At 62.3% G+C, this 22,739-nt stretch carries 22 protein-coding genes, 1 tRNA gene and 1 other RNA gene; 16 read left to right on the forward strand and 8 right to left on the reverse strand.

The annotated features are described in order from the left end of the window. Positions 1-11: 11 nt before the first annotated feature. The 5 genes from GJR98_RS13005 (at position 12) to GJR98_RS13020 (ending at position 3,546) form a co-directional block, all read left to right on the forward strand. Positions 12-82: transfer RNA gene (locus GJR98_RS13005), tRNA-Gly, on the forward strand. Between the two features lie 206 nt (positions 83-288). Then, positions 289-1,812 (forward strand): GMC family oxidoreductase, encoded by a 1,524-nt coding sequence (locus GJR98_RS13010; protein WP_154269743.1) that lies wholly within the window; start codon positions 289-291, stop codon positions 1,810-1,812. 97 nt (positions 1,813-1,909) lie between these two features. Further along, positions 1,910-2,065: a hypothetical protein gene (locus GJR98_RS17535; protein ID WP_191965468.1), complete on the forward strand. Its 156-nt coding sequence runs from the start codon at positions 1,910-1,912 to the stop codon at positions 2,063-2,065. A gap of 111 nt (positions 2,066-2,176) precedes the next feature. Continuing rightward, positions 2,177-2,944 carry an SDR family oxidoreductase gene (locus GJR98_RS13015; protein WP_151139074.1) on the forward strand — a complete coding sequence of 256 codons (768 nt, stop codon included), beginning with the start codon at positions 2,177-2,179 and terminating at the stop codon, positions 2,942-2,944. A gap of 317 nt (positions 2,945-3,261) precedes the next feature. Further along, the gene (locus GJR98_RS13020; RefSeq protein ID WP_151139075.1) at positions 3,262-3,546 is read left to right on the forward strand and encodes a Sec-independent protein translocase subunit TatA/TatB; all 285 of its coding nucleotides are present in this window, start codon (positions 3,262-3,264) and stop codon (positions 3,544-3,546) included. Positions 3,547-3,730: 184 nt separating this feature from the next. On the opposite strand, the gene ffs is transcribed toward GJR98_RS13020, so the two are convergent. Both ffs and GJR98_RS13030 read right to left on the reverse strand, forming a co-directional pair. Next, positions 3,731-4,042: signal recognition particle sRNA (gene ffs / locus GJR98_RS13025), an RNA gene on the reverse strand. A 112-nt stretch (positions 4,043-4,154) separates the two neighbouring features. Then, positions 4,155-4,568 carry a DUF7548 family protein gene (locus GJR98_RS13030; protein ID WP_151139076.1) on the reverse strand — a complete coding sequence of 138 codons (414 nt, stop codon included), beginning with the start codon at positions 4,566-4,568 and terminating at the stop codon, positions 4,155-4,157. Between the two features lie 93 nt (positions 4,569-4,661). Between GJR98_RS13030 and GJR98_RS13035 the strand changes: the two genes are divergently transcribed. From GJR98_RS13035 to GJR98_RS13045, 3 genes are all read left to right on the forward strand, one after another. Beyond that, positions 4,662-5,813, forward strand: coding sequence for a thiolase family protein (locus GJR98_RS13035; RefSeq protein WP_151139077.1), 1,152 nt, complete (start codon positions 4,662-4,664; stop codon positions 5,811-5,813). Beyond that, positions 5,813-6,190 carry a Zn-ribbon domain-containing OB-fold protein gene (locus GJR98_RS13040; RefSeq protein WP_151139078.1) on the forward strand — a complete coding sequence of 126 codons (378 nt, stop codon included), beginning with the start codon at positions 5,813-5,815 and terminating at the stop codon, positions 6,188-6,190. Before GJR98_RS13035 ends, GJR98_RS13040 begins: the two co-directional genes overlap by 1 nt. A 90-nt stretch (positions 6,191-6,280) precedes the next feature. Further along, the gene (locus tag GJR98_RS13045) at positions 6,281-6,748 is read left to right on the forward strand and encodes a hypothetical protein (RefSeq protein ID WP_151139079.1); all 468 of its coding nucleotides are present in this window, start codon (positions 6,281-6,283) and stop codon (positions 6,746-6,748) included. A gap of 5 nt (positions 6,749-6,753) precedes the next feature. Here the strand turns inward: GJR98_RS13045 and GJR98_RS13050 are convergent, their stop codons facing one another. The 3 genes from GJR98_RS13050 to GJR98_RS13060 form a co-directional block, all read right to left on the reverse strand. Then, complete coding sequence (locus GJR98_RS13050) at positions 6,754-7,479, reverse strand: DUF7547 family protein (protein ID WP_151139080.1); 726 nt, start codon at positions 7,477-7,479, stop codon at positions 6,754-6,756. 51 nt (positions 7,480-7,530) lie between these two features. Next, positions 7,531-8,619 carry an NADH:flavin oxidoreductase/NADH oxidase gene (locus GJR98_RS13055; protein WP_151139081.1) on the reverse strand — a complete coding sequence of 363 codons (1,089 nt, stop codon included), beginning with the start codon at positions 8,617-8,619 and terminating at the stop codon, positions 7,531-7,533. 64 nt (positions 8,620-8,683) lie between these two features. Next, positions 8,684-9,445 carry a carbon-nitrogen hydrolase family protein gene (locus tag GJR98_RS13060; RefSeq protein WP_151139082.1) on the reverse strand — a complete coding sequence of 254 codons (762 nt, stop codon included), beginning with the start codon at positions 9,443-9,445 and terminating at the stop codon, positions 8,684-8,686. Between the two features lie 126 nt (positions 9,446-9,571). Between GJR98_RS13060 and GJR98_RS13065 the strand changes: the two genes are divergently transcribed. The 4 genes from GJR98_RS13065 (at position 9,572) to GJR98_RS13080 (ending at position 15,731) form a co-directional block, all read left to right on the forward strand. Further along, positions 9,572-10,831, forward strand: a complete 1,260-nt coding sequence (locus GJR98_RS13065; protein WP_151139083.1) for a HEAT repeat domain-containing protein — start codon at positions 9,572-9,574, stop codon at positions 10,829-10,831. 286 nt (positions 10,832-11,117) lie between these two features. After that, positions 11,118-12,578 carry an SMP-30/gluconolactonase/LRE family protein gene (locus GJR98_RS13070; protein ID WP_151139084.1) on the forward strand — a complete coding sequence of 487 codons (1,461 nt, stop codon included), beginning with the start codon at positions 11,118-11,120 and terminating at the stop codon, positions 12,576-12,578. Positions 12,579-12,841: 263 nt separating this feature from the next. Next, positions 12,842-14,074 (forward strand): SMP-30/gluconolactonase/LRE family protein, encoded by a 1,233-nt coding sequence (locus tag GJR98_RS13075; RefSeq protein ID WP_151139085.1) that lies wholly within the window; start codon positions 12,842-12,844, stop codon positions 14,072-14,074. Between the two features lie 73 nt (positions 14,075-14,147). Continuing rightward, positions 14,148-15,731, forward strand: a complete 1,584-nt coding sequence (locus GJR98_RS13080) for a phospholipase D-like domain-containing protein (RefSeq protein ID WP_151139086.1) — start codon at positions 14,148-14,150, stop codon at positions 15,729-15,731. Between the two features lie 36 nt (positions 15,732-15,767). Here the strand turns inward: GJR98_RS13080 and GJR98_RS13085 are convergent, their stop codons facing one another. Both GJR98_RS13085 and GJR98_RS13090 read right to left on the reverse strand, forming a co-directional pair. After that, positions 15,768-17,669, reverse strand: a complete 1,902-nt coding sequence (locus tag GJR98_RS13085) for a DHH family phosphoesterase (protein ID WP_151139087.1) — start codon at positions 17,667-17,669, stop codon at positions 15,768-15,770. 81 nt (positions 17,670-17,750) lie between these two features. Further along, entirely contained in the window at positions 17,751-18,605 is an 855-nt protein-coding gene (locus tag GJR98_RS13090; protein WP_151139088.1) for a fructosamine kinase family protein, read from the reverse strand. A gap of 104 nt (positions 18,606-18,709) precedes the next feature. Between GJR98_RS13090 and GJR98_RS13095 the strand changes: the two genes are divergently transcribed. Both GJR98_RS13095 and GJR98_RS13100 read left to right on the forward strand, forming a co-directional pair. Then, positions 18,710-19,195 carry a Mov34/MPN/PAD-1 family protein gene (locus tag GJR98_RS13095; RefSeq protein WP_151139089.1) on the forward strand — a complete coding sequence of 162 codons (486 nt, stop codon included), beginning with the start codon at positions 18,710-18,712 and terminating at the stop codon, positions 19,193-19,195. Next, complete coding sequence (locus GJR98_RS13100; protein ID WP_151139090.1) at positions 19,192-19,620, forward strand: adenylyltransferase/cytidyltransferase family protein; 429 nt, start codon at positions 19,192-19,194, stop codon at positions 19,618-19,620. Before GJR98_RS13095 ends, GJR98_RS13100 begins: the two co-directional genes overlap by 4 nt. Before the next feature lie 116 nt (positions 19,621-19,736). Here the strand turns inward: GJR98_RS13100 and coxB are convergent, their stop codons facing one another. Further along, positions 19,737-20,447, reverse strand: coding sequence for a cytochrome c oxidase subunit II (coxB, locus tag GJR98_RS13105; RefSeq protein ID WP_151139091.1), 711 nt, complete (start codon positions 20,445-20,447; stop codon positions 19,737-19,739). A gap of 163 nt (positions 20,448-20,610) precedes the next feature. Between coxB and cyoE the strand changes: the two genes are divergently transcribed. Together cyoE and GJR98_RS13115 are read left to right on the forward strand one after the other, a co-directional pair. Continuing rightward, on the forward strand, positions 20,611-22,017 hold the full coding sequence (cyoE, locus tag GJR98_RS13110; RefSeq protein WP_151139092.1) for a heme o synthase: 1,407 nt from the start codon (positions 20,611-20,613) through the stop codon (positions 22,015-22,017). A 2-nt stretch (positions 22,018-22,019) separates the two neighbouring features. Beyond that, positions 22,020-22,676 carry a DUF7546 family protein gene (locus tag GJR98_RS13115; protein ID WP_151139093.1) on the forward strand — a complete coding sequence of 219 codons (657 nt, stop codon included), beginning with the start codon at positions 22,020-22,022 and terminating at the stop codon, positions 22,674-22,676. The last annotated feature ends 63 nt before the right edge of the window (positions 22,677-22,739 follow it).

Raw genomic sequence — 22,739 nt, forward strand, 5'->3', positions numbered from 1 at the left:
GCAGCGAGTTCGCACCGGTGGTCTAATGGTAAGACATTGGCCTTCCAAGCCAATTATCTGGGTTCGATTCCCAGCCGGTGCATCTTCTGAACTGACCGACACGACGAGTCGCCAGTCTCTCGTGTATTCAGTGAACTTCAGCAGGAATATTCCACTCTGACGAAGGTTCGGCTCTCTCGTCGCGGGTGTGTTCTCGACGGAGAGCAGCTGAGACGTACGGAGTGAAAACTATAATTAACTTTCGTGTGTCATTTTATGTGCCTGCCAGTGGTACAACAGCCCGTACAAATGTCAAAGTTTGACTACATCGTGGTGGGTGCTGGGTCAGCAGGCTGCGCAGTTGCAAACAGGCTATCGGAAGATTCGGAAACCGAGGTCCTCCTGCTCGAAGCGGGCTCTCCCGACGAAGACCACCGAGAGTCGATATACACTCCGGTGATGTTCCCGACGCTGTTCAAATCTGAAGCCGACTGGGAGTACTACACGGAGCCACAGGCAGAAATGAACGACCGGAGACTCTACCACCCACGAGGCAAGACCCTCGGTGGCACGAGTTCGATGAACGCCCAGATATACAACCGGGGGAACCCGTGGGATTACGAAAACTGGGCTGACCTCGGAAACGAAGGCTGGTCGTTCGACGAGATGCTCGACGTGTTCAAACGAGCCGAGCAGTTCGAAGGAACCGGTCAAGACGAGTTCCACGGGACGGACGGTCTGCTCAGCGTCGCCGACCTCGTAGACCCACATCCATCTTCTGAGCTGTTCATCGAAGCGGCAGAAGAGTGTGGACTCGAACACAACCCCGACTTCAACGGCGAGACACAGGTTGGCGCCGGACTGTACCACGTTACGCAACGTGATGGTGAACGCTGCAGTAGTGCGGCGGCGTACATCAAACCGGTTCTCGGGCGCGAAAACCTCACTGTCGAAACCAACGCACTGGTGACGAAGATTCACTTCGACGGCACTCGCGCTGTTGGCGTCAGCTACACACGAGACGGAGACGAACACACTGCAGACGCGACCGAAGAAATCGTCATCTCTGGTGGTGCGTACAACTCCCCACAGCTACTGATGCTCTCCGGTATTGGTCCTGCAGAACACCTCGAAGAACACGGTATCGACGTCGTTGTCGACCTCCCTGGTGTCGGGCAGAATCTCCAAGACCACCTGTTCACCTTCGTCGTCTACGACCGAACCGACGACCAACCACCGGCCCCGACGTCGAACATCGGCGAGGCGGGCGGCTATCTCTACGTCGACGACGACGAACCGGCCCCGGACCTCCAGTTCCACTACTGCCCAGTGTACTACATGAACCACGGATTTTCGAATCCAGAGGGGTTGGGCTACTCGATTGGGTCGACACAGGTTAGACCGGAAAGCGTTGGTTTCGTCGAACTCGCGTCTGCCGACCCGACTGACCCACCGGTCATCGACCCACAGTACCTCACTGCAGAACCAGACCTCGCTGTTCTCAGGGAAGGAATAAAGCGTGCTCGTGAAATCGCACAGGCAGACGCGTTCGCAGATATTCGGGGCGACGAACAATGGCCTGGCGAAGACGTCCAAACCGATGCGGAGATCGAGGAACACATTCGGGAGACAGCTCACACCATCTATCACCCCGCAGGAACGTGCAAGATGGGAACTGACGAAATGGCTGTCGTCGACCCACAACTCCGAGTTCGAGGCGTCGATGGACTGCGCGTCGCGGACGCCTCGATTATGCCGAAGATTACGAGCGGGAACACCAACGCACCGTCGATTGCAATCGGCGAGAAGGCCGCAGAACTGATTCGAGGGTAACAGACGGACGGAAACGGTACTCCACATCAGGACACCTTCCGGAAATTTCTCACCTATCGGAGTAACGACTATGTAGAATCGTGACACATACAACACCATGGCAAGCAGTTCATCGCAACCGACCTCACGGTGTCTGCGCTGTGGGTTCACAGCCGTATCGGGTGGTGACGAGTGGACGACGGTGGAAGCGTCGCTCGGGACGATGACACAGTGTCCCGAGTGTGGGAGCACGAACGTGATGACTGGTCGCTGACCGCAGCGCTGCTGTCGTCCGTACTGACGCTGTTTTCTCGGTATCGTGGGTGTTCGACGGCCAACTACAGTTAACCTGATTGACACCAATTAACACTGTGGTGAAATACAGATGACACTACTCGAAGGCCGTGTCGCGGTCGTCACTGGTGGAAGTTCGGGAATCGGACGCGGCATCTCGCTCGCGTTCGCAGAACAGGGCGCAGACGTGGTGGTCTGCGACGTCCGCGAAGACCCGAAAGAGGGTGGGCTGCCGACCCACGAGAAGATCGAATCGGACACAGACGCGTCGGCGACGTACGTCGAACTCGACGTGACAGACCCCAGCGCGTTCGAGAACGCCATGGACGCGGCGGAGGCGTTCGGCGGCGTCGACATCATGGTCAACAACGCAGGCGTCTGGTGGCCGGAAGACTTCCTCACCGTCACCGAAGACGAGTTCCAGCGAATGATGGACATCAACGTGAAGGGTGTCTACTTCGGTGCACAAGCAGCCGCGGGGCGAATGTCCCAGGGCGGCGGGGGGAGCATCATCAACATCTCCAGCGTCAATGGAATCTACGGAAACGGTGGCTACCCGACCTACACGGCGACGAAGGGTGCTGTGCGGACGCTCACGTACTCACTGGCACACGGCCTCGGTGAGCGGGACATCCGCGTCAACGCCATCCATCCCGGTGCCATCAACACGAAGATTGGGCCGGAAGACATGGAGACGAGCGAAGAGCAGATGGCACAGCTAGAGGCGATGATTCCACTCGGCCGGCGGGGCGAACCAGACGACGTTGCTGGCGTCGCCGTCTTCCTCGCCAGTGACCTCGCGAAGTACGTCACCGGTGAGTCCATCGTCGTCGACGGTGGGTGGACGAGTTGGCGCTGAAGGCAGTTACCACCGCGGATGTCGCACTCGAGAGGTTCTATCCGGGGTTCGTACCTGTTCTTACTCAGTGTGTCGACGGTATCCGACCTGTTCATTCAGCGTGAGCTTCGCTGCAGCGTGACCACAGAAGTCGCGCGTACACTTTCACAGTGATTTGGTGGCACGAGAGTCGTCCCGAATCACCAACTGAACACACACCCGTCTACTGGTCGCCAAACCACCCTTTCCTCGACATAAATGTTTCTCTCGATGAACGTTTCACTCAATCGAAACTCGGACCGTCTCTCTTATCTTCCCCCCGAACGTAAGCGAACGTAATGCTAAACTCTATTCCACTGTTCCCCGGTCTCCCGGGGGGCCCAGAACTGCTCATCGTCCTGCTCATCGTCGTCCTCCTGTTCGGGGCGAACAAACTTCCCCAGCTCGCTCGCTCGTCCGGGCAAGCGATGGGTGAGTTCCGACGCGGACGCCAAGAGATCGAAGAGGAACTGAAGAAGGGCGTCGAAGACACCGACGAAGACGAGGCGGCGGCAGACGAAGAGGAAGCAGAGACGGAGTCTGTCGAGACGGAAGCAGAGACGGAAGCAGAGAAAGAAAACTAACGACGATTGGGGCAGTCCCCGCCCCGACTGATTCTCACACGCTGAGTGGCAACTGTCGCAGTTCGTCGTCGGCCGAACGCTATCGGAGCGTGACGAGATTGTTGTGGGGAGAGACGTCTGCACGGGCCTCTCTCAGTATGTGAACCCGAGAAGCATCGCTCGACGCGTTGAATGAAGTATGAATGGGTGGACAGCGAGGTTGCCCGGCGTTCCGACGAGGGGAATCTCGGTTGCCTCCTCCACCCCGCGATCCCTCGAGCGACGCACGTCCGATGGTCCGCTGCTCGCTCCCGCGCCTGGCGGGGTACCACCGATGAACCGCGCGAACCCTTCCCTGCGGAAGGGGTACACGGAACCGCTGTCCCCGAGGGACGAGGTTTCTACGTTGGCTTCCGAGGCCCGCGCCGGTCTGACCGGACGCGCCCGTTTTTGGTCCCCGCTAAAGACCTATTTCGCGGGTAGAGAGCAGGGCCTAACTGCCCGACCTAGTCCACTCATTCATAATCCACGGACTGTTAAGGGCCTTTCGACTCGCGAAGCGAGAAATCGGCGGACACCGTCGGGGTGATTCGAGCAGTCGTTCAGCGTCGTGTACGTCTCGGTTCGGGTTATACGACGTTTCGGGCGTACATTGCTGCGCCCGCGAACGTGACTAGGGAAGCGCCCACGACCGCCCAGCGGTGATTACTCAGCCACGCGTACTGCTCGGGGAAACTGAACAAGACGGTCGGGTCGATAGTGAGCGACCAGAGGACCGAGAGGCCAACCATCGCGACCGACATGACGAGCGCGAGCCCGGCGGCGACCGCAGGGTCTGTACGCTCTTGCCGTCCGGAGAGAAAGACGATGACGACGAGGAGTGCGAGCATCCCGACGATGGCGATTCCGAACGGTCCAGAGGCGTAGTACGTCGCCATCTCACCAGCACCGGGTTCGACGGCGACGGCAGGAACCGCGATGACGATAGCGAGGAGAAGTGCACCGACGAGACCGACCGTCGAAGCGAGGCGTTCGGTGTCCATGGACGGTGGTTCGGGTGTCCGATTGATAAACGGTTTGAGACGTGGCCACGAAGGAGTGCCCGGTTTTAAATCGCGTTGCAACCACGTTCACGTATGGACCGCGTAGCGATCATCGGTGCATCGATGACCCAGTTCGGGAAGCGCGATGCGTGGATTCGCGAGTTGCTCGCCGAAGCAGGGCAGAGCGCACTCGCGGATGCCGGCGTCTCGCCCGACGAAATCGAGCACCTCTACGTCTCGAATATGGCGAGTGGCGAGTTCGAGGGACAGACAGGTGTCCCGAACGCCCTCGCACACGACCTCGCGGCGATGCCTGCATACACCGCCCGTATCGACCAAACGTCCTCGTCCGGTGGCGCCGGCGTCTACGCAGCGTGGCAGTCGGTTGCCTCCGGTGCGTCCGACATGACCATGCTCGTCGGCGGCGAGAAGATGACCCATCGGTCGACCGCGGAAGCGACCGACGTCATCGCCTCGCTGACCCACCCGGTCGAGTACAAACACGGCGTGACACTCCCGTCGTTTGCGGGACTCACTGCTCGACTCTACCTCGACACGTACGACGCCCCGCGCGAGTCGCTCGGGAAGGTCGCCGTCAAGAACCACAAAAACGGTCTCGACAACCCACACGCCCAGTTCCGCAAAGAAGTCGACCTCGAAACGGTTCTGGACTCGCCAATCGTCGCCGACCCGCTTCGCCTCTACGACTTCTGCCCCATCACCGATGGCTCTGCAGCGCTCGTCTTCTGTCCCGAATCGGTCGCCCGCGAGTACACCGACGACTACGCCGTCATCTCCGGTATCGGCGGCGCGACGGACACCCACGTCGTCCACGAGCGTGCCGACCCGACCACGATGGGCGGCGTCGTCAACTCATCGGAGATTGCGTACGAGATGGCCGACCTCGAACCCGAAGACATCGACGTGGCGGAACTCCACGACATGTTCACCATTCTCGAATTCCTGCAGTCCGAGGACCTCGGGTTCTTCGAGAAGGGAGAAGGCTGGAAGGCAGTCGAAGAGGGCGTCACGGACCGCGACGGCGAACTGCCCATCAACACCTCCGGCGGCCTGAAGTCCAAGGGTCACCCCCTCGGCGCGTCCGGCGTCGCACAGGTGTACGAGATTTACAAGCAACTCATCGGTGACGCAGGCAAGCGACAGGTCGACGCCGACATCGGTCTCGCGTGCAACGTCGGCGGCTTCGGCAACTGCGTCATCACGACCATCATGGAGTCCCGATAATGTCCGACGACAACCCCCCGATGGAAGCGTACCGCTACCCCGATGGGAGCATCACCTACCCCGGTCACCCCGTCGGCCCCGACGGCGAGGAACCGGTCGGCACCGTCGACCTGAGCGAATACACGGCGACGGTCCTGACGTGGACCACGTCGACGGCGACGCCGCCCGGCGTCCGCGCACCCAACACGCTCGCAATCGTCGAGTTCGACGTAGAGGGCGAACCTGTGCGCGCCATCGGACAGGTCACCGACGAGGACGACGTCGAAATCGGCGATGAAGTCGAACCCGTCTACTGCGAGGAACTCCGCGAACCCGGTGCTGGCATCCGCGAACCGGCGAGTCAGGACTGGGACGGGTATCAGTTTAGACCGGTCTGACCGGTTACCGACAGCACTCTTCGGCAGTTCTCTTCTCGACATTCTCCACATGGGGAGAATGTTGATATATCTACACGTTCTACGTCTCGTATGAGTCGAGCCCCGCGCGTCACCTTCGTTCGTGACGCTGTCGTCGCCATACTGGTACTCGTTGGTCTGTACGCCCTCTCCTTCGGCGTTCAGTTTCCACCCGTCCAGATACCGGGGTATCTGCTCATCGTCGGGTTCGACCTGTTAGAAGTCGCGTTTGGCTCCGCAGGGGTCAATTTCAACCTCCTGTTCGCCGCGTACATCGTGGGCCTCGGACTCGTCGGCGCGGCGGTTGCACACTTCCTCCGTCTGGGTGGGCGTGCGACCGACCTCCCGCAGTGGCGACTCGGCGTTGCTGGGGCACTGGCTATCGTCGGAACCATCTCACTCCTCTTCGGACTCAGAGTGTTTCTCGTGAGCACCGAGCGGACGCCCGTGTTGGTGACTGGTGCCGCAGGAATCGTGCTGTTAGCGCTCGCAGGGTGGTTCTCTGGTCTCTATAGAATCGAGTTCGGACCGACCCAGTAGTCGTTCTACTCGTCCTCGTCGTCTTCGTCGTCCCCTCTGACCTCTCGTTTTATCGACTCTAACTCGGCGTCGACGTCCACCTGTGGACTGTCGTCGCTCGCGTCGTCGTCACCGGCGTGGTCGATTCCTTCTTCTGTTACGTCGATTCTGACGGGGCCAGAATTACGACTCCGAGACTGCTCGTTCCGTCTGCGCCAACTCGACTCGAAACTGCGTTCCTCGTCGCGCCAGCGACGGTCACGCGAGGTTCGTTCTCGCTCTGCGGCCGTGATTCGCTCGTCGAGTTCGTCCGCGAGTGAGCGGGCGTGTTCCATGATATCTCGCGCGTCGGAGTTCGACGGAAGGTCGGCTTCCGAGAGCGCCTTCCGGAGTTCGTCGAGGGCGCGCTCGACGCCGTACACGGCAGTACGGGGCACCTCGCGCAACCGCTCGTCTATCTCCGTTTCGGCTCTCCGGTCTTCCATCACACGCCCGGGGTCTGAAAGTCGAATGAGGCGGCGGAGGAGTTCGAGCGAGGCGATGGTCGCTTCGAGGACGGCGATGATGGTCGGGAGGGTGTACGACTCGGTAAAGCGCATGACTTCACCGAACGTCGGTGGACGGGGGTTCCGGAACCGGTCGCGCACCTCGCGGTCACGCTCTTCGCGGAGTTCCGAACCGAGTTCGTCCAGTGTGTCCCCGAGTTCGTCGAGGACGTCGAGAATGTCGTCGTCCCGTCGTCGGTCGCTCATACGACACAATTGGGCCGCATCGGGCATAAGCCTTCGAGGGGGGCGGGTATCCTACCGACGCGGCACGGCGCGCTGGTACTGTGGGGGCCACGCTGCGTCGACTCCGAGGTCTCCCGCGGCGTGGAGGGCGAAGTAGGGGTCACGAAGGTGTTCACGGCCCACGATGGCGAGGTCTGCGCGTCCGTTGCGAACGATTTCGTCGGCGTGGCGGGCCGTCCGGATGCCACCGACAGCGCCGACACGAACGCCAGTCTCTTCGCGGATGAGTTCGGCGTAGGGAACCTGATAGCCGGGGCCAGTGCTCGGAATCTCCTGGTCGGGGTGGAGACCGCCCGCGCTCACGTCGACGAGGTCGACGCCGAGGTCGGCGAGGTCAGCGGAGAGTTGGACAGACTGTTCGAGGTCCCACGAGTCGCGGTCGTCCAGCCAATCAGTCGCCGAAATGCGGACGAACACGGGCTTGTCGTCGGGCCACACCTCGCGGACCGCCTCGGTGACCTCGCGGACGATTCGCGTCCGGTTTTCGAACGACCCTCCGTACTCGTCGTCACGGTGGTTCGTCACGGGAGAGAGGAACTCGTGGAGGAGATAGCCGTGGGCGGCGTGGACCTCTGCGATTTCGAAGCCAGCGTCGAGTGCGCGCTCGGCGGCGGCGCGGAAGTCGTCGACGACGTCACCGACTTCCTCGGTCGTCAGTTCGTGGAGTTCGGGCGCATCGCTCTCGTAGGGCCACGGCACGTCGCTCGGTGCGATAGGGTTCCACCCACCGTCTTCGGGGAACACGGGGTCGCTCCCGTCCCATGGGCGCGACTTGCTTCCCTTCCGCCCCGCGTGTGCGAGTTGAATCGCAGGAATGCTGTCCATCGACTTCACGAACGACGTGATGCGTTCGAGCGCGTCGGCGTGTTCGTCGCTCCAGATACCGAGGTCGTTCGGAGAGATGCGTCCTTCTGGCGAGACGGCCGTCGCCTCGGTCATCACGATTCCAGCACCGCCGACCGCCCGACTCCCGAGGTGGACGAGATGCCAGTCGTTGGCGAAGCCATCGGTCGAAGAGTACTGGCACATCGGCGAGACCATGATGCGGTTCGAGACTTCCGTCTCTCGAAGCGAGAGCGGACTAAAGAGCGAGTCAGTCATTACCCCTGGTTCGTCACCGTCGGCAAAACCCCACTCGATTCCGGTGATGCAGACCGGTTTTCGGTCAGTCGACCGAACCGACGAACGCTCGTTGCTCGTCGAGGACGTCTCGGTCGAGCGACCACACGAGGTCACGTTCGTCGCGGTTCAACGACGCTGCAACGACCCCATCGGGCCTGACGACGAGCGAGCGTCCGGCGAATTCGGTCTCTGCACCGGGAGTCGTACCGCGTCCGGTTCGTCCCGCACCGACGAGCCATCGAACACCGTCGAGCGCGCGGGCGCGACAGAGCAACCGCCAGTTCTCCGACTGCGCGGCGGGCCACGCACCGAGGACGAAGAGGGCATCGACGCGTTCGTCGGTCAGTGCCGCGCTGTCGTCGACGAAGTTCAGGTCGTAACAGGTCAGGAGGCCGGTCTTTCCTGCAGGCGTGTCGACGACGACGAGTTCGTCACCGGGCGTGACGACCGACGCCTCGTCGCCCCAGAGGTGTCGCTTTCGGTAGACTGCCGCCGTTCCGTCGGGGCGAACGTACGCCGCCGCGTTGTACAGCGTGTCGCCATCTCGTTCGAGGAACCCTGCCAAGACGTCGAACTCGTGTTCTGCGGCGACGGACGTGAGAAACTCTGTCGCGTACTCGCGCGTAACCGCACCACTGAACGCGCGGCTGTCGGCGACGAACCCCGTTAGTGCGTACTCGGGGAACAACGCGATATCGACGTTTTCAGGTAGTTCAGCCGCTCGCGTTCGGATTGCGGCTTCGTTTTCGTCACTATCGAGGTCGGAGAGAGACAGTTGCGGGATGGCGACGATAGGACCAGTCACGACCCAAGAGAGGATGCCGTAGTGAAAAAATACCTCGGCATCGAGGCAATCTTGTGTGTCGCACCCCCCACCGCCGGGCGAAGCGAAGGGAAACGCTCTTTTTACAGACGAACGGACTTCCGGCATATGAGTGACGGGGACGACGATACGACGGAACTCTCGCCCGAGAGCCTCGACGAACGCCTGAACGAGGCACAAGAGGCCCTCGAAGCGGCTGAAACCGAAGCCGACCTCGACGACGTCGAGGCGACGCTCGACGAGATAGAAGCGGATATCGAGGCCGCGGACCTGCCGGAGGCCGACGACGAAGACGAAGACGACCCTGCCGAGGAACTCACTTCGCAGCTGTCCGACCTCCGCGACGACCTCGAATCCCAGCGTGGCCCCTACGCCGACGACGCAATCGAGACGCTCGAAGAAGCGAAGTCGACCATCACGGACACGCGCTGGACCGAACAGGGCGAAGGCGAAGTCGTCGCTGCGGTCGAAGCGTTCGCAGACGACTTCGGCGGCGTGCTCGACGCCAGCGTCTCGGTCGACGGCGACGACGAGTCCGCGCTCACGGCCGCCATCGACGACGCAATCTCGGCTATCGACGCCGCCGGTCTCGACGCCGACGACGACGCAGAGACCATCGCCGACCTCATCGAGGTTGCCGACGGCCTGACCGACGGCCTCGACGACGCCCAGGAGTGGGACGACCTCGAAACGCGCGAGAAGCTGCAGGCACAGGGCTTCTACGACGTGCTCGGCCACTACAAGGACTACCCGCCGGAGCTTTCGGCGCTCAAGGAACACGAGAAGCGCGGCAACATCGACATGATCGCGCTCGCGTTCGAGAGCTTCCAGTCCGGCTTCATGGAAGAGTACTGTATCGAGGCGTTCACGCGCATGAACGACCCCGCTGCGTACGACGCGGTCGAACCACAGGCCAAGCGCCGGAACAAGGGCGCTATCAAGGCCATCGGCAAGATGGGTGCCGAAGAGGGTGTCGAGATGCTCATCGACTACTCCGACACCGACAGCGACCCGGCGCTCCAGAAGGTCGTGTTCAAGGCACTCGGCGAAATCGGCTCGGAAGAGGCGACCCAACCGCTCGCGAACAAACTCGTGACCGAAAACGAGAACGTTCGCTCCGCCGCCGCACGCGCACTCGGTATCCTCGGCGACACGCGCGCAATCGAGCCGCTCGCCGACGTCATCGCGGACGACGACGTGGACTCCGTGCGCGCCAGCGCGGCGTGGGCGCTCCGCCAGATAGGGACCAAGACGGCCCTCGAAGCGGCAGCAGAGTACGCTGACGACCGTTCGTACCTCGTCCAGCGTGAGGCCGAACTCGCCGCCGAGTTCCTCGGCGACGACGTCGAGCCTGAAGCGACAGTCTGAACGCGGAGTCGTCACTCCCGCGCACTGCTGTTCGACTGTATCGACTACCGACATTTCTCCCGGCCGGATGTGCGATTAATACCGGCATAACACCCATACGGGCTGTCTCTGTGTTCTTCTGTTGACAGTAAGGATTAACATATTGCTAAGAAAAATATCAACATGTTGACTTTAACACCGGACCAGTGGGTCTGTCTTATCACAGATATAACAAATCGGCGAGGAACTGTAGGGCTCCTTAACACCCCTCGGAGCGTGACGTAGCGATTCCGAGAGTGGTGGACACATGATGGTGTTAACAGACATGGAAACCCAGATTTCGCGGAGAGCGGCACTGAAGGCGCTCGGCGTGAGCGGAGTGGTACTCGCTGGTGGAGCGACAGCGATATCGGCACAGTCGGACGACGCGTCGAGCGACGTCGGCGAACTGGAACTCATCTACGAGTTCGAACCGCCGGAAGGCTCACCGCAGGAACCTCCGTTCGGCCAACTCCCGGAGAACGTCGCAACCGACCCGTATGGAAACAAGTTCGTGAGCGTCCCATCGCAGTCACAAATCTGGAAGTTCGGAGCGGACGACGAACCGGTCGACCCCCCGTTCCTCCAGTTCGAATCGACAGAAGAGTTCCTCGTCGGGCCGACTGGCGTCGAATACGACCCGAATGGAAGGCTCTACTCGGCGTTCGTGAGTGACCTGTCGAGCTCGGAAGACGCCGAAACGAACGGTGTGTACGAAATCGACGACGACGGGACGTACGAACTCTACGCAGAGATTTCGAACGACATCGAAGACTTCCCGTCGTTCCCCAACGACATCACGCTGCTCGAAAACTCATTGCTCGTCACCGACAGCTTCAGCGGCGTTATCTGGGAAGTCAAACGGGGTCGGACGGAAGTGTGGGCCGGTGAGTTGTGGGACGGTGAGGACGACTTCCCGACCGGTCCGCTCGCCCCACCGGCACCGGTCGACGGGGCACCCCAATTCGGCCCGAACGGTCTCCAGTTCACGGAGGACAGAGACGCCCTCTACGTGGCGAACACTGGGAAAGGGACGATCGTCAAGATTCCACTCGATTCGTTCGGGAACCCAGACGACCCCGAAGTGTTCGTCGAGGGGCTCGTCGCCCCGGACGGCCTCGCGATGGACGTCGACGAGAACCTCTACGTCGCCGACAATGGCGCGAATCAAATCCTTCGCATCACGCCCGACGGAGACGTCGAAGTACTCGCCGAGAACGAGGTGATGGCCGAGACGGACAGTGAAACGGAGACGACCACGGCTGACGCGGAGACAACGACAGAGGAAGGGACGACCACACCTGAAGCAGAGACGACTACAGCAGACGGAGCGGAGACGACGACTTCCGAAGAAGAGACCACCACCGAGGAGGAAACGACGACCGAGGCGGCGACTGACACAACAGACGAGGAAACGACCACAGCAGGTGGAGAAGAGACGACGGACACTGACACTCCCACACCTGAAGCGGAGACAACCACGTCGGAAGAAGAGACGACGACTTCCGAAGAGGAGACCACCACCGACACGGAAACGACCACGGACGAACCCGAGACCGACAGCGTCCCCGTTCTCGACCAGCCAGCGGACGTGACGTTCGGAGCCACAGAGGACCAACGCGAGACGCTGTTCATCGTCAATCTTGCACTGACGTCCCAGTTCGAAGCGCCCAAACCGAGCTTCATGAAGCTCGACGTCGGTATCGAGGGGCTTCCAATCGAACGCTGAGCGCCCGTACCCAGTTGAGAGTCTCAGTACGAACGGCGGCATTTTTTCGGGGACGGTCGGATACGAATCGCTGATCCGTGAGTCTGCAGAACATGACATTTAAACAGCTTATTGGTTCGTATAACGTCACTCCACAACTGTATGACATATTTTGCAGAAATATAACAATCAGCCAACAAACTCTACTTTCTACTGAACGCCCGACTGACCCTCGGTGACAGTGAGACTTCTGTAATCGGGCGGCACATGGTGGTGAGCAAACGATGACACTATTCACATCACGGAGAACGATGTTGAAGGCACTCGGGGTAGGCGGGATGACGCTTGCCGCCGGCTGTCTGGCTGCGAGCGAACCGACGACTGCGGCGACGCAGGTGCAATCGGATGATACTGCTGTAGGACAGCTAGAACTCCTGTACGAGTTCGCTCGTCCGACCCCACAGATGACGTTCCCCGGTGAACTTCCGGAGAACGTCGCAATCGACGCGAGCGGAAACAAGTACGTGAGCATCGCGTCGCTCGGGCACGTCTGGAAGTTCGGCCCCGACAACGAGCTCGAACAACCGAACGCCGCCGAGGGTGTTCCACCCTTCGCGGTGTTCCCCGTCAGTGGAACCTTCCTCGTCGGGACCATCGGGCTCGAAGTCGACGCCGACGGGACTGTGTACGTCTGTTTCGCGAGCGACTTCGACAAACTCGAAGAAGACCCAGGCGAATCTGCGACGAACGGTATCTGGACGGTGAAGGAAGGAGAAGCGCCCGAACTGTTCGCAGAGATTACGCCGCTCGCAGCGGGTGCGCTCACGTTCCCCAACGACCTCGTACTCTTCGACGATTCCCTCCTCGTCACGGATAGCCTCAGCGGCGTGGTCTGGCAGGTTCGAAAAGACGAGGCAACAGTGTGGTCCGACAGCCCACTTCTCGCCGGGGGCGAAGACTTTGGTGCCGACGGGATTCAGGTCTCGAGAGACGGAGCGACCGTCTACGTGACCAACATCGCTCGCGGCTCTATCGTCGCGATTCCAGTCAACGAAGATGGGACCGCAGGAGAAGCGTCTGTGTTCGTCGATGGACTGGCGGGTCCAGACGGTCTGGCGATGGACGTCGACGGAAACCTCTACGTCGCTGACAACAGAGGCAACCAAATCGTCCGTGTCTCGCCTGACGCAAACGTCGAGGTACTCGCGCAGAACGACGGACAGGACGACGAAGATACTGACGACGACGGAGAGCAAGAGCAGAACGGAGACCAAGACCAGGATAGAGACCGGGACGGAGACCAAGACGGTGAGCAGGACCAAGACAGAGACAGAGACCAAGACTGCGTGACTGAAGACGGGGCCCCCGTTCTCGACAGCCCTGCAGACGTGACGTTTGGAACTACCGAGGGTGAAGAGACGTCCGTCTTCATCGTCAACCTCGCGTTCTCGGCCGACCCGAAACCGAGTCTGATGAAACTCGACGTCGGAATCCAAGGATTCCCTGCCACCGAATAACCCAGCGAGCAGCGTCGGGAGAACACCGCTCCGCGACGAACCTTTTTGAACCATTACGGCCCCACCGCGGGGTGTGTTCCACCGGGTCGCCCTCGTCGTCATCGTACTCGCCGCCGTCGCCCCCACACCGATTGCGGCCACCACCGGTCCACCCAGTACACCCACGACCGACCCACCTGAGGCCCACATCGTCGCCGCGCTCCCCGACCCGGCAACTCCCGACGACCGTGGGGAGTTCGTCGTCGTCACCGCGCCTGAGGGGGCCAACCTCACCCTCGACGACGGCGAACAGCGAACGTCCTTCGTCGCCCCCGGTGGAGCAGTCGCCGTCACAACGGACTCCAGAGCAACGGCGGACCTCACGAACCACCCCGTCGTCTCTCCCGGTCTCGACCTCGCGAACAGCGGCGAAACGGTCACGCTCAGCGTGGACGGCCACGTCGTCGACCGACTCGTCTACGACAGGAGCCGAGAGGGGGCACTGCTCGAACGCCGCGATGGAGTGTGGCAGTGGTGGCCGCGAACGCTTCCGAGGCGACCCGTCTCGACACACGGTTCGGCCGAGGCGACACTCTTCGTCCTCCCTGACTCGCCCACGGTTCCACTGACGACGCTCCGAACTGCCGACGAACGTATCCTCCTCGCCGGCTACGTGGTCTCGTCGCCACGCGTTGCTGACGCACTCGTGGCCGCCCACGAGCGAGGAGTTCACGTCGAAGTGCTCGTAGATGACGCCCCCGTTGGCGGGTTCCCCGAAGCGTCGGCCCGCGTCCTCGACAGACTCGCCGCGTCGGGAGTCACGGTGCGCGTCGTCGGTGACCCGCACTCGTTTCACCACGCGAAGTACGCCGTCGTCGACGACGAGGCACTCATCACCACGGAGAACTGGAAACCCGCCGGGACGGGCGGGTCGAAGAGTCGTGGATGGGGTGTCGTCGTCGATTCACCGAGCGTCGCAACCGACCTCGCATCGACGTTCGCGGACGATGCCGCTCTGCCCGCGACTCGCCGCTGGGAACTGTTTCGAACAGGCCGCCAGTTCGTCGTCACCGACGTGGCGAACGGGTCGTTCCCCGCTCGCGTGGCCCCGAAAACAGTTCGGGTCGACAGTATCGCCGTCATCCTCGCGCCGGACAACGCCGAACAGGCGGTCGTCGACCGACTGGACGGCGCAGACCGCCGAATCGACGTGATACAACCAAGTGTCGAAGGTGACGGTCCGTTCGTCGTCGCGTTGAAGCGAGCGGCGAAACGAGGCGTCCGCGTCCGGTTGTTGCTCGGAAGTGCGTGGTACGTCGACGACGACAACCGCGAACTCGCCGACCGGTTGAACCGATGGGCCGACCGAACTGGGAATCCACTCTCGGTTCGCCTCGCTCGCCCTGCGGGGCGCTACGGCGCGGTCCACGCAAAAGGCGTCGTCGCCGACGATACCGTCGTCGTCGGCAGTCTCAACTGGAATCGGCATTCTGCCCGCAAGAACCGGGAGGTAGCTGTTGCTCTCGTGGACCCCGCAGCGGCGACGTATTATCGTGAGGTGTTCGACGCCGACTGGAACGCGAGCGAGCGAGGAGGACGACCATCACTCGTCGTCGCGGCCGTTGCGGCCGTCCTCGTCGGACTGGCGGCGCTCAGGAGGGTCGAGTTCGAAGGATGAGGGTCGTCTGTGCGTGTGTCGAACGCGGACGTCGGCTTACGCCGTCGTCGAGAGTTCTTCGTCGATATCTGCTTCGGCCATCTTCTCGACGAGTGTGTCGATAACTTCCTCGCGCATGCCGCTGACGAACTTAATCGAACCGACGACGAGGTGGCCGCCACCGGAGACGCCGCCGCCGACGACTTCCTCGTTCAGTTCGGCGACCATCCGCGGGATGTCGAGGCGGACGCCGTCGGACCGGAGGACGGCGAAGTCGGGGCCGTAGCCGATAGTGATGACCGGCTCGCCCGTCTCGCGAACCTTCTGGTCGTGGAGTTTGCCCGTGGTCTTCCCCGGTGCAGGGTAGGTAAACCGGTGGGCCCACTTGTCGAGGTCGATGCGGTAGAGGTTCGCACCACTGTCGAGCCGTTCGTGTTCGAGGTGGGGTTCGGCCGCTTCGAGCTGCCGTTCGACGTCGCGCTCGGCGCGAGACGAGAGGAACTCGACGAGTTCGCGGTGGCGCGTCTCGTCGTCGCACCCGACGTTGAGCACGTCGTTGACGATGGATGCGCCGTCGTTGTAGCGAAGCCAGTGTGCGGCGTAGTCGAGTGCCTCACCCACGTCGAGGAGTTCTTCACGGTCGTAGCCTTCCGCTTCGGCCAGCGCGATGTAGTCGTCCATGACCTCGGCCTTCGAGCGGTCCGAGAGACCGGCGACAGCGGGCACGTGACGCAGTTCGTCGGTCACGTCGGAGTGAATCATCCGCGCGAGTTCGACGCACATCATGCCCGTCGTGATGCGGTAGTCCTCGTCGTGGAGGTACGGATTGACGTGGGCGTCGAGGAGCGGGTTGACCGCGTCGGGGTCGGGGTGGTGGTGGTCGACGACGGCGATGGGAACGTCGTAGTGGGCGAGGTTCTCGTAGGCGGGGACGTCCTCTTCGGTCGACCCGTTGTCGAGCATGAGGAGGAACGGAAGTCGCTGGCCGTGGCGGGCGCGGCCTTCCAGCGCGAAGTTCAGGTCGCGCGTGACGTCTTCCATCTCGTAGAATGGTGCCTTACTGGGCAAGCGCTTGAACAGGTGCCGCGAGGCGTCTGGGTCGTCGTGGACCTCGGTGATGAGTCGTTCGAGGGCCAGTTGAACCGGAACAGACGCACACATGCCGTCACCGTCGGCGTGGTGACGGACGCGGATTGGGCGCCCTTCGAGGACCGTCCGGCGCAGGAGTCGGGCGACATCTTCGAGGTCGTCACGGAGTTTTTCGAACGCTGGCCACTCCACGAGGGGTTCGACGGCCTCGGGTTCGGCGCGCTCGTCGAGTGCAGCGTCGATTCGCTCGCGTGCTTCCTCGCCCGCCTCGTCTTCGAGGACAGACAGGTTGTCGACTTCGAGTTGTCGCGTTCCTTCGTGGTCTTCGACGGTCCCGCTCATGCGGATGACGTCGTCTAAGTCGACCTGTGGGAACGCACGGACGCCGGCCTCTTCGAAGGCGGCGGCAGCGACGATACCCGAGTCGTCGGCGATGCGGAACACAGTCGGGCCGCCAGTCTGCTTGATTTGGGCGACGATACCCTCGATGGTGACCGTCTCACCGACCGCGAGGTCGGAGATGGGCGTGATGGTCGGTTCGTGTTCGACAATCAGCGTCCGGTAGTTGTCGGGCGTCTCCTCGGCGAACGCGATGTCGCCGTTCTCTCGGACTTCTTCCAGACGGACGACGAGGCGGTCGCCAACCTCGTAGTCTGTCGAGAGGTTCGACTCGTGGATGAGTCCAGAGACCGAATCAGAGATGTCGACGAAGATGCCGTACTCGACGACGCCGTTAACCACGGCGTGGTAGTACGCGTCGATTTCGGTGTCTTCTACGGTACAGTTCGGTGCAAGATCGTAGACGATAGGTCGTGAGTCCGAATTCGGACCCGAGTCGGCGCCGGAATCCCCGGCGTGCTCGTCGCTCATAGTCTGGCTAGGTTCGGGGGTGGTGTTAAGCTTTACAAAAGCATCTCGTGAGCGATATCGCCCAGACGAGGAGTACACGGCTCAGTAGCCAAGTTCGTCCAGCACGTCTCGAACTGCCGGGACGTACTCCGACCCGAACACGCGGACGTGTTCGAGAAGCGGGAAGAGTGCGTAGACGGGGGCGCGCTCCTCGAAGAACCCGGGGTCGAGAGGTCGCCGTTCGTCGTAGGCGTCGAAGAAGGCGTCACCGGCCCCATCGACCCAGTCGATGTACGCGAGTTCGACTTCTGGATGTGCGTAGTAACACGCTGGGTCGAGAAACGCGACGACTCGGCCGTCTCGGACGCGAAGGTTGGCTGGCCACACGTCGCCGTGGACGAGTCGCGGTGCCGATGGCTCCGTAAGGAGGAAATCGAGGTCCGAGGCGACGGCGTCGATTCGGTCGGCAGTCGACGTCGGAAGCCCTGCTGACATCGCTGCTTCGCACCACGGGAGGAGTCGCTGGTCACGGAAGAACTCGACCCACGAGTCGGTCCACGGGTTCGGTTGTCGATACGGCCCAGAGAGCGTGTCGAACGGAAATCCGAACGCCGGAGCGGTCGTTTCGTGAAGTGCGGCGAGCTGAGCGGCGAGGTCACGTTGGGCCCGTTCGTCGAGTGTCGACGTTCCCTCAACGTACTCGAGGACGAGGAAGTCGGAGTCGGCCACGTACACCTGTGGAACCGGGAGGCCGGCCCGAGAGAGGGAATCGAGCATCGCGGCTTCGACATCGAGTGGTGTCTCTCCGACTTTGACGACGACCGGGTTCCGCTCCGCGAAGTCGAGTCGGTAGACTCGTCCGACGTGGCCCCCGTCGAGTTCTGTCGTCGACACGGCAGTCGCGTCGCGTCCGAGCGCACGCGTCACGCGGTCGATGATGTCCCGTGAGAGCGTCACAAGGGGAGACTGTACGGCCCGTCGACCTCAGTATGACGGTTTGCCCACCCTCGGCCACCGACTGTTCCGGAACCCTTAGATGGAGCGCCCGCGGACGAATCGGTATGCGACTCTTCCGGTCGCGAGAGGTCATCGGAATCGCCGCCGAGACCCTCGACTTCGCGCTCGAGGCCGCTGCGGAGACACATCCGAACGAGTACATGGGACTCCTCCGTGGCGAGGATGCGACCCGACTCGGCCTCGACCGCGACGGCCTCGTCGTGACAGACGTACTGGTCATTCCGGGGACCGTCTCGGACCCCTACAGTGCGACCGTCAGGAACGACCTCGTCCCGAACGACTTCCGGGCCGTCGGGTCGATTCACTCGCACCCGAACGGTGTCCTCCGCCCGAGCGACGCGGACCTCGACACCTTCGGAAGCGGGACCGCGCACATCATCATGGGTCACCCGTACGGACCGAACGACTGGGAGACGTTCGACCAGTCTGGCGACCCACGTGACCTCCCGGTCATCGACGTCGACCTCCCGGACCCAGAATCGTTCTTCGACTTCACACAGGAAGATATCGACGCTGAGTTAGACCGATGAGACGAGTTATCGCACAGGGAACGTTCGACATCCTCCACCCGGGCCACGTCCACTACCTGTCGGACGCGAAAGCGATGGGCGACGAACTGCACGTCATCATCGCGCGCAGAGAGAACGTGACACACAAGCCGAAACCGATACTCGACGACCGACAGCGACGCGACATGGTCGCTGCCCTCGACGTCGTCGACGAAGCACACCTCGGCCATCCCGAGGATATCTTCGTCCCTATCGAGGAGATTGACCCCAGCGTCATCGTCCTCGGCTACGACCAACACCACGACGAGGCGGCACTCAAGGACGCACTCACCGAGCGTGGCATCGACTGCGAAGTCGCTCGGGCGACTCCACGCGACAAGACCTACGACGACGAACTCCTCTCGACAGGGCGCATCATCGACCGTATCATCGACCGTCGGTGCTGACACGAGTGGCAGTTCGACGCCCACCGTCGATTCTCACGTACCATCGAACTGAAGACAATCGTTTCGAGTGACGGCGTCGTCACTCAGTAGGGAGAGAAAGTGGAAAAGCCAGACGCTTACTCGCTGGACTGCTGCTCGTCGAGCCAGTTCTGGTACTCTTCTTCGGAGACGACTTCGACGGTGAAGTACATCTGCGAGTGTGCGACACCACAGTACTCAGTACAGTAGCCCTGGTAGGTGCCTTCTTCAGTGGCGACAGTCCGGATGGTGTTCATCTTGCCGGGCATCGCGTCCTGCTTGAGGCCGAGTTCAGGGACGGCGAACCCGTGTATCACGTCTTGTGAGGTCACCTGGAAGTACACCGGACGGTCTTTCGGGATGACGATTTCGGAGCCCGAGGTGAAGTTACCCTCTTCGGGGTAGTACATGTTCCAACCCCACTGGTACGCCTCTGCCGTGACGACGACCGGGTCGTTGTCCGCATCGATGTCGTTACCCTGGTAGGTGACGTCCTCGTTGGCCAGCACGCCGTAGGAGGCGACGCCGACGAACAGCAGGATGATGGCGGTGGCGATGGTCCACGTGATTTCGAGTCGGCGGTTCTCCCTGGTCGGCAGTGCGCGCTCGCTGTTGCGGAATTTGATTACCGTGTAGAGGAGGATGGCCTCGACCATCACGGTAATCGGGATAGCGACGTACAGAAGCTTCCCGTTCAACTGGTTGATAAGCTCAACCGTAGTGGACGCCTGCGCGGCGGCGGGGGTGGCGACGAGTGCCATCACGACCGCTGCAAACAGGGACGCGAGCGCGAAGCGCGTCTTTCTCATGCTGAACGGGAGTTAGGAACAACCGCATAAATGCGTACCGACTCTCACGCCGTCATTTATCAACGACTCCCCCGCATATGATGGGGGGCTACGGCACGTGTTCTGGCACAAAAAGCGGGGCTCCTAAATACAGGCTAGCCTAAACCCTCCGTAGGTGAATATAGTGGCCACGACGCGCGCTTCCAACACGTTCCATGGCCTACTCGCTGCGACGGCGATGGGAGTCTACGTCTTACTCCTCGTCGGCGCGACGACGGCGCTCACCGATGCGACTGCTGCGTGTGCCGCGTGGCCCGCGTGCGGCGACGGATTCACACTCCCGTCGACGCTCGACGGCTGGGTCGCGTTCGGTCACCGCATCGCCGCCGTTCTCGTCGGTCTCTTGGCACTCGTGACGCTCGTCTCCGTCTGGCGCTCGGATGCGTCCCGGCGAGTCAAAGCCACAGTGACCGTCTCGGCGGCGCTCTACCCGGCGCAGGCCGGACTGGGCGCAGTCGTCGCAACCGTTGGCGCCAGTGCACTGCTCTCGACACTCCACCTCGTGGTGGGGATGGCAATCTTCGGCGGCCTCCTCGTCGCGCTCGCGTGGACACTCGAAGAAGTAACCGGAGACCCCTCCGACAAACCCGTCGGGTCGCCCTCGATGGCGCCGCCGACGGACGACGGAGAACGCCCACCGATACCCACAGACCCAGTCGCACGAGCGAAGGCGACGGCGTGGGCGTACTTCCGCCTGATGAAACCGCGGTTGATGTGGCTCCTGTGTCTCGTCGCGTCGGCGGCGATGACGCTCGCGGGCACGGTCTCGCCCGGGCTCACGCCACAGGTCATCGCGGCGACGCTCGGCGGTGGCGTCCTCTCTATCGGCGCGTCGGGGACGTTCAACCACGTCCTCGAACGTGACATCGACCGCCGGATGCAACGGACGAGCGACCGACCACTGGCAGTGGACCTCGTCCCCGTCCGCAACGCGGTCGCGTTCGGCGTGCTGTTGGCAGTGGCGTCGGTGGCGCTCTTTGCGTCCGTCAACTGGCTCGCGGCCGTCCTCGGACTCGTCGCAATCGCGTTCTACAGCGTCGTCTACACGCTCATCTTGAAGCCAAACACCGTGCAGAACACGGTCATCGGCGGCGCGGCGGGCGCGCTTCCGGCACTCATCGGATGGGTCGCGGTCACCGGGGAGATCGGCCTCGGCGGCCTCGTCCTCGCTACCGTCATCTTCCTGTGGACGCCGGCGCACTTCTACAACCTCGCGCTGGCGTACAAGGACGACTACGCTCGCGGTGGCTTCCCGATGATGCCCGTCGTTCGCGGTGAGACCGAGACACGAAAGCACATCGTCTGGTGGCTCGGCGCAACCCTCATCGCCGCCGCCGGGCTCGCCGTCATGGACGCACTCGGTGTCGTCTACTTCCTGACGAGCGTCATCTTCGGCGGCGCGTTCCTCTACTTCGTGGTGCGTCTGCACTACGAACGCGACGACACCGCAGCGTTCCGCGCATTCCACGCCTCGAACGCGTACCTCGGGATGTTGCTCCTCGCCATCGTCGTCGACACCCTCGCCCTCTGAATATGGCAACTGCAACCGCACTCCCCCGCCCGTCGCGGTCCAGCCTCCTCCGTGCAGCGTTCGCCGTGAACACGACGCTCATTCTAGCGTTCGTCTACCTGCTGTTCACAGACGCGAGCGTCGGCGCGCCCCGATACGCCATCTACGGCGTCACGTGGGTCGTCGTCGGCCTCTGGGTCCTGTTCGACACGCGAGTGCCGACCGCGTCGACCGAAACGAAACGACGTGCGGCCGCGATTGCACTCGGATACTTCGCACTCTTGGCGGTCGCCGGCGGTCTCGTCACCGCACCGGTTCCGGGTGGTACAGAGGGCCTCCGCGTCGCGTTCCTCCCGCCGGGATGGGGACCAGCACTCGTCTACGGTGGTGACCTGTTCAACCTCATCCTCATGCCGGCGCGCGTCATCGGCTACGCCGCCCTCGCCTTCCTCGTCTACGACACCGTCGTCGAAGCGGCGGGCGCGGCAGTCTCGGGTCTCGTCGGCCTCTTCTCGTGCGTCTCGTGTTCGTGGCCGATTCTCACGTCGCTCGCGACGAGCGTCTTCGGTAGTGGGACGGCGCTGGCGCTGACGGTGACGACGTTCTCGTACGACCTCTCGACGCTCGTCTTCCTCGTCACCGTTGTCTTGCTCCGGTGGCGACCCGGATTTGGCAAGTAGAGATTCAGCGGATTCCTTTCGTTCTGCGCCGCCTCGTTTTTACTCGTCCGTCGTGTAGCACGG

It is taken from the genome of Haloferax marinisediminis (genome assembly GCF_009674585.1).
GTDB classification, from domain to species: Archaea; Halobacteriota; Halobacteria; order Halobacteriales; family Haloferacaceae; genus Haloferax; species Haloferax marinisediminis.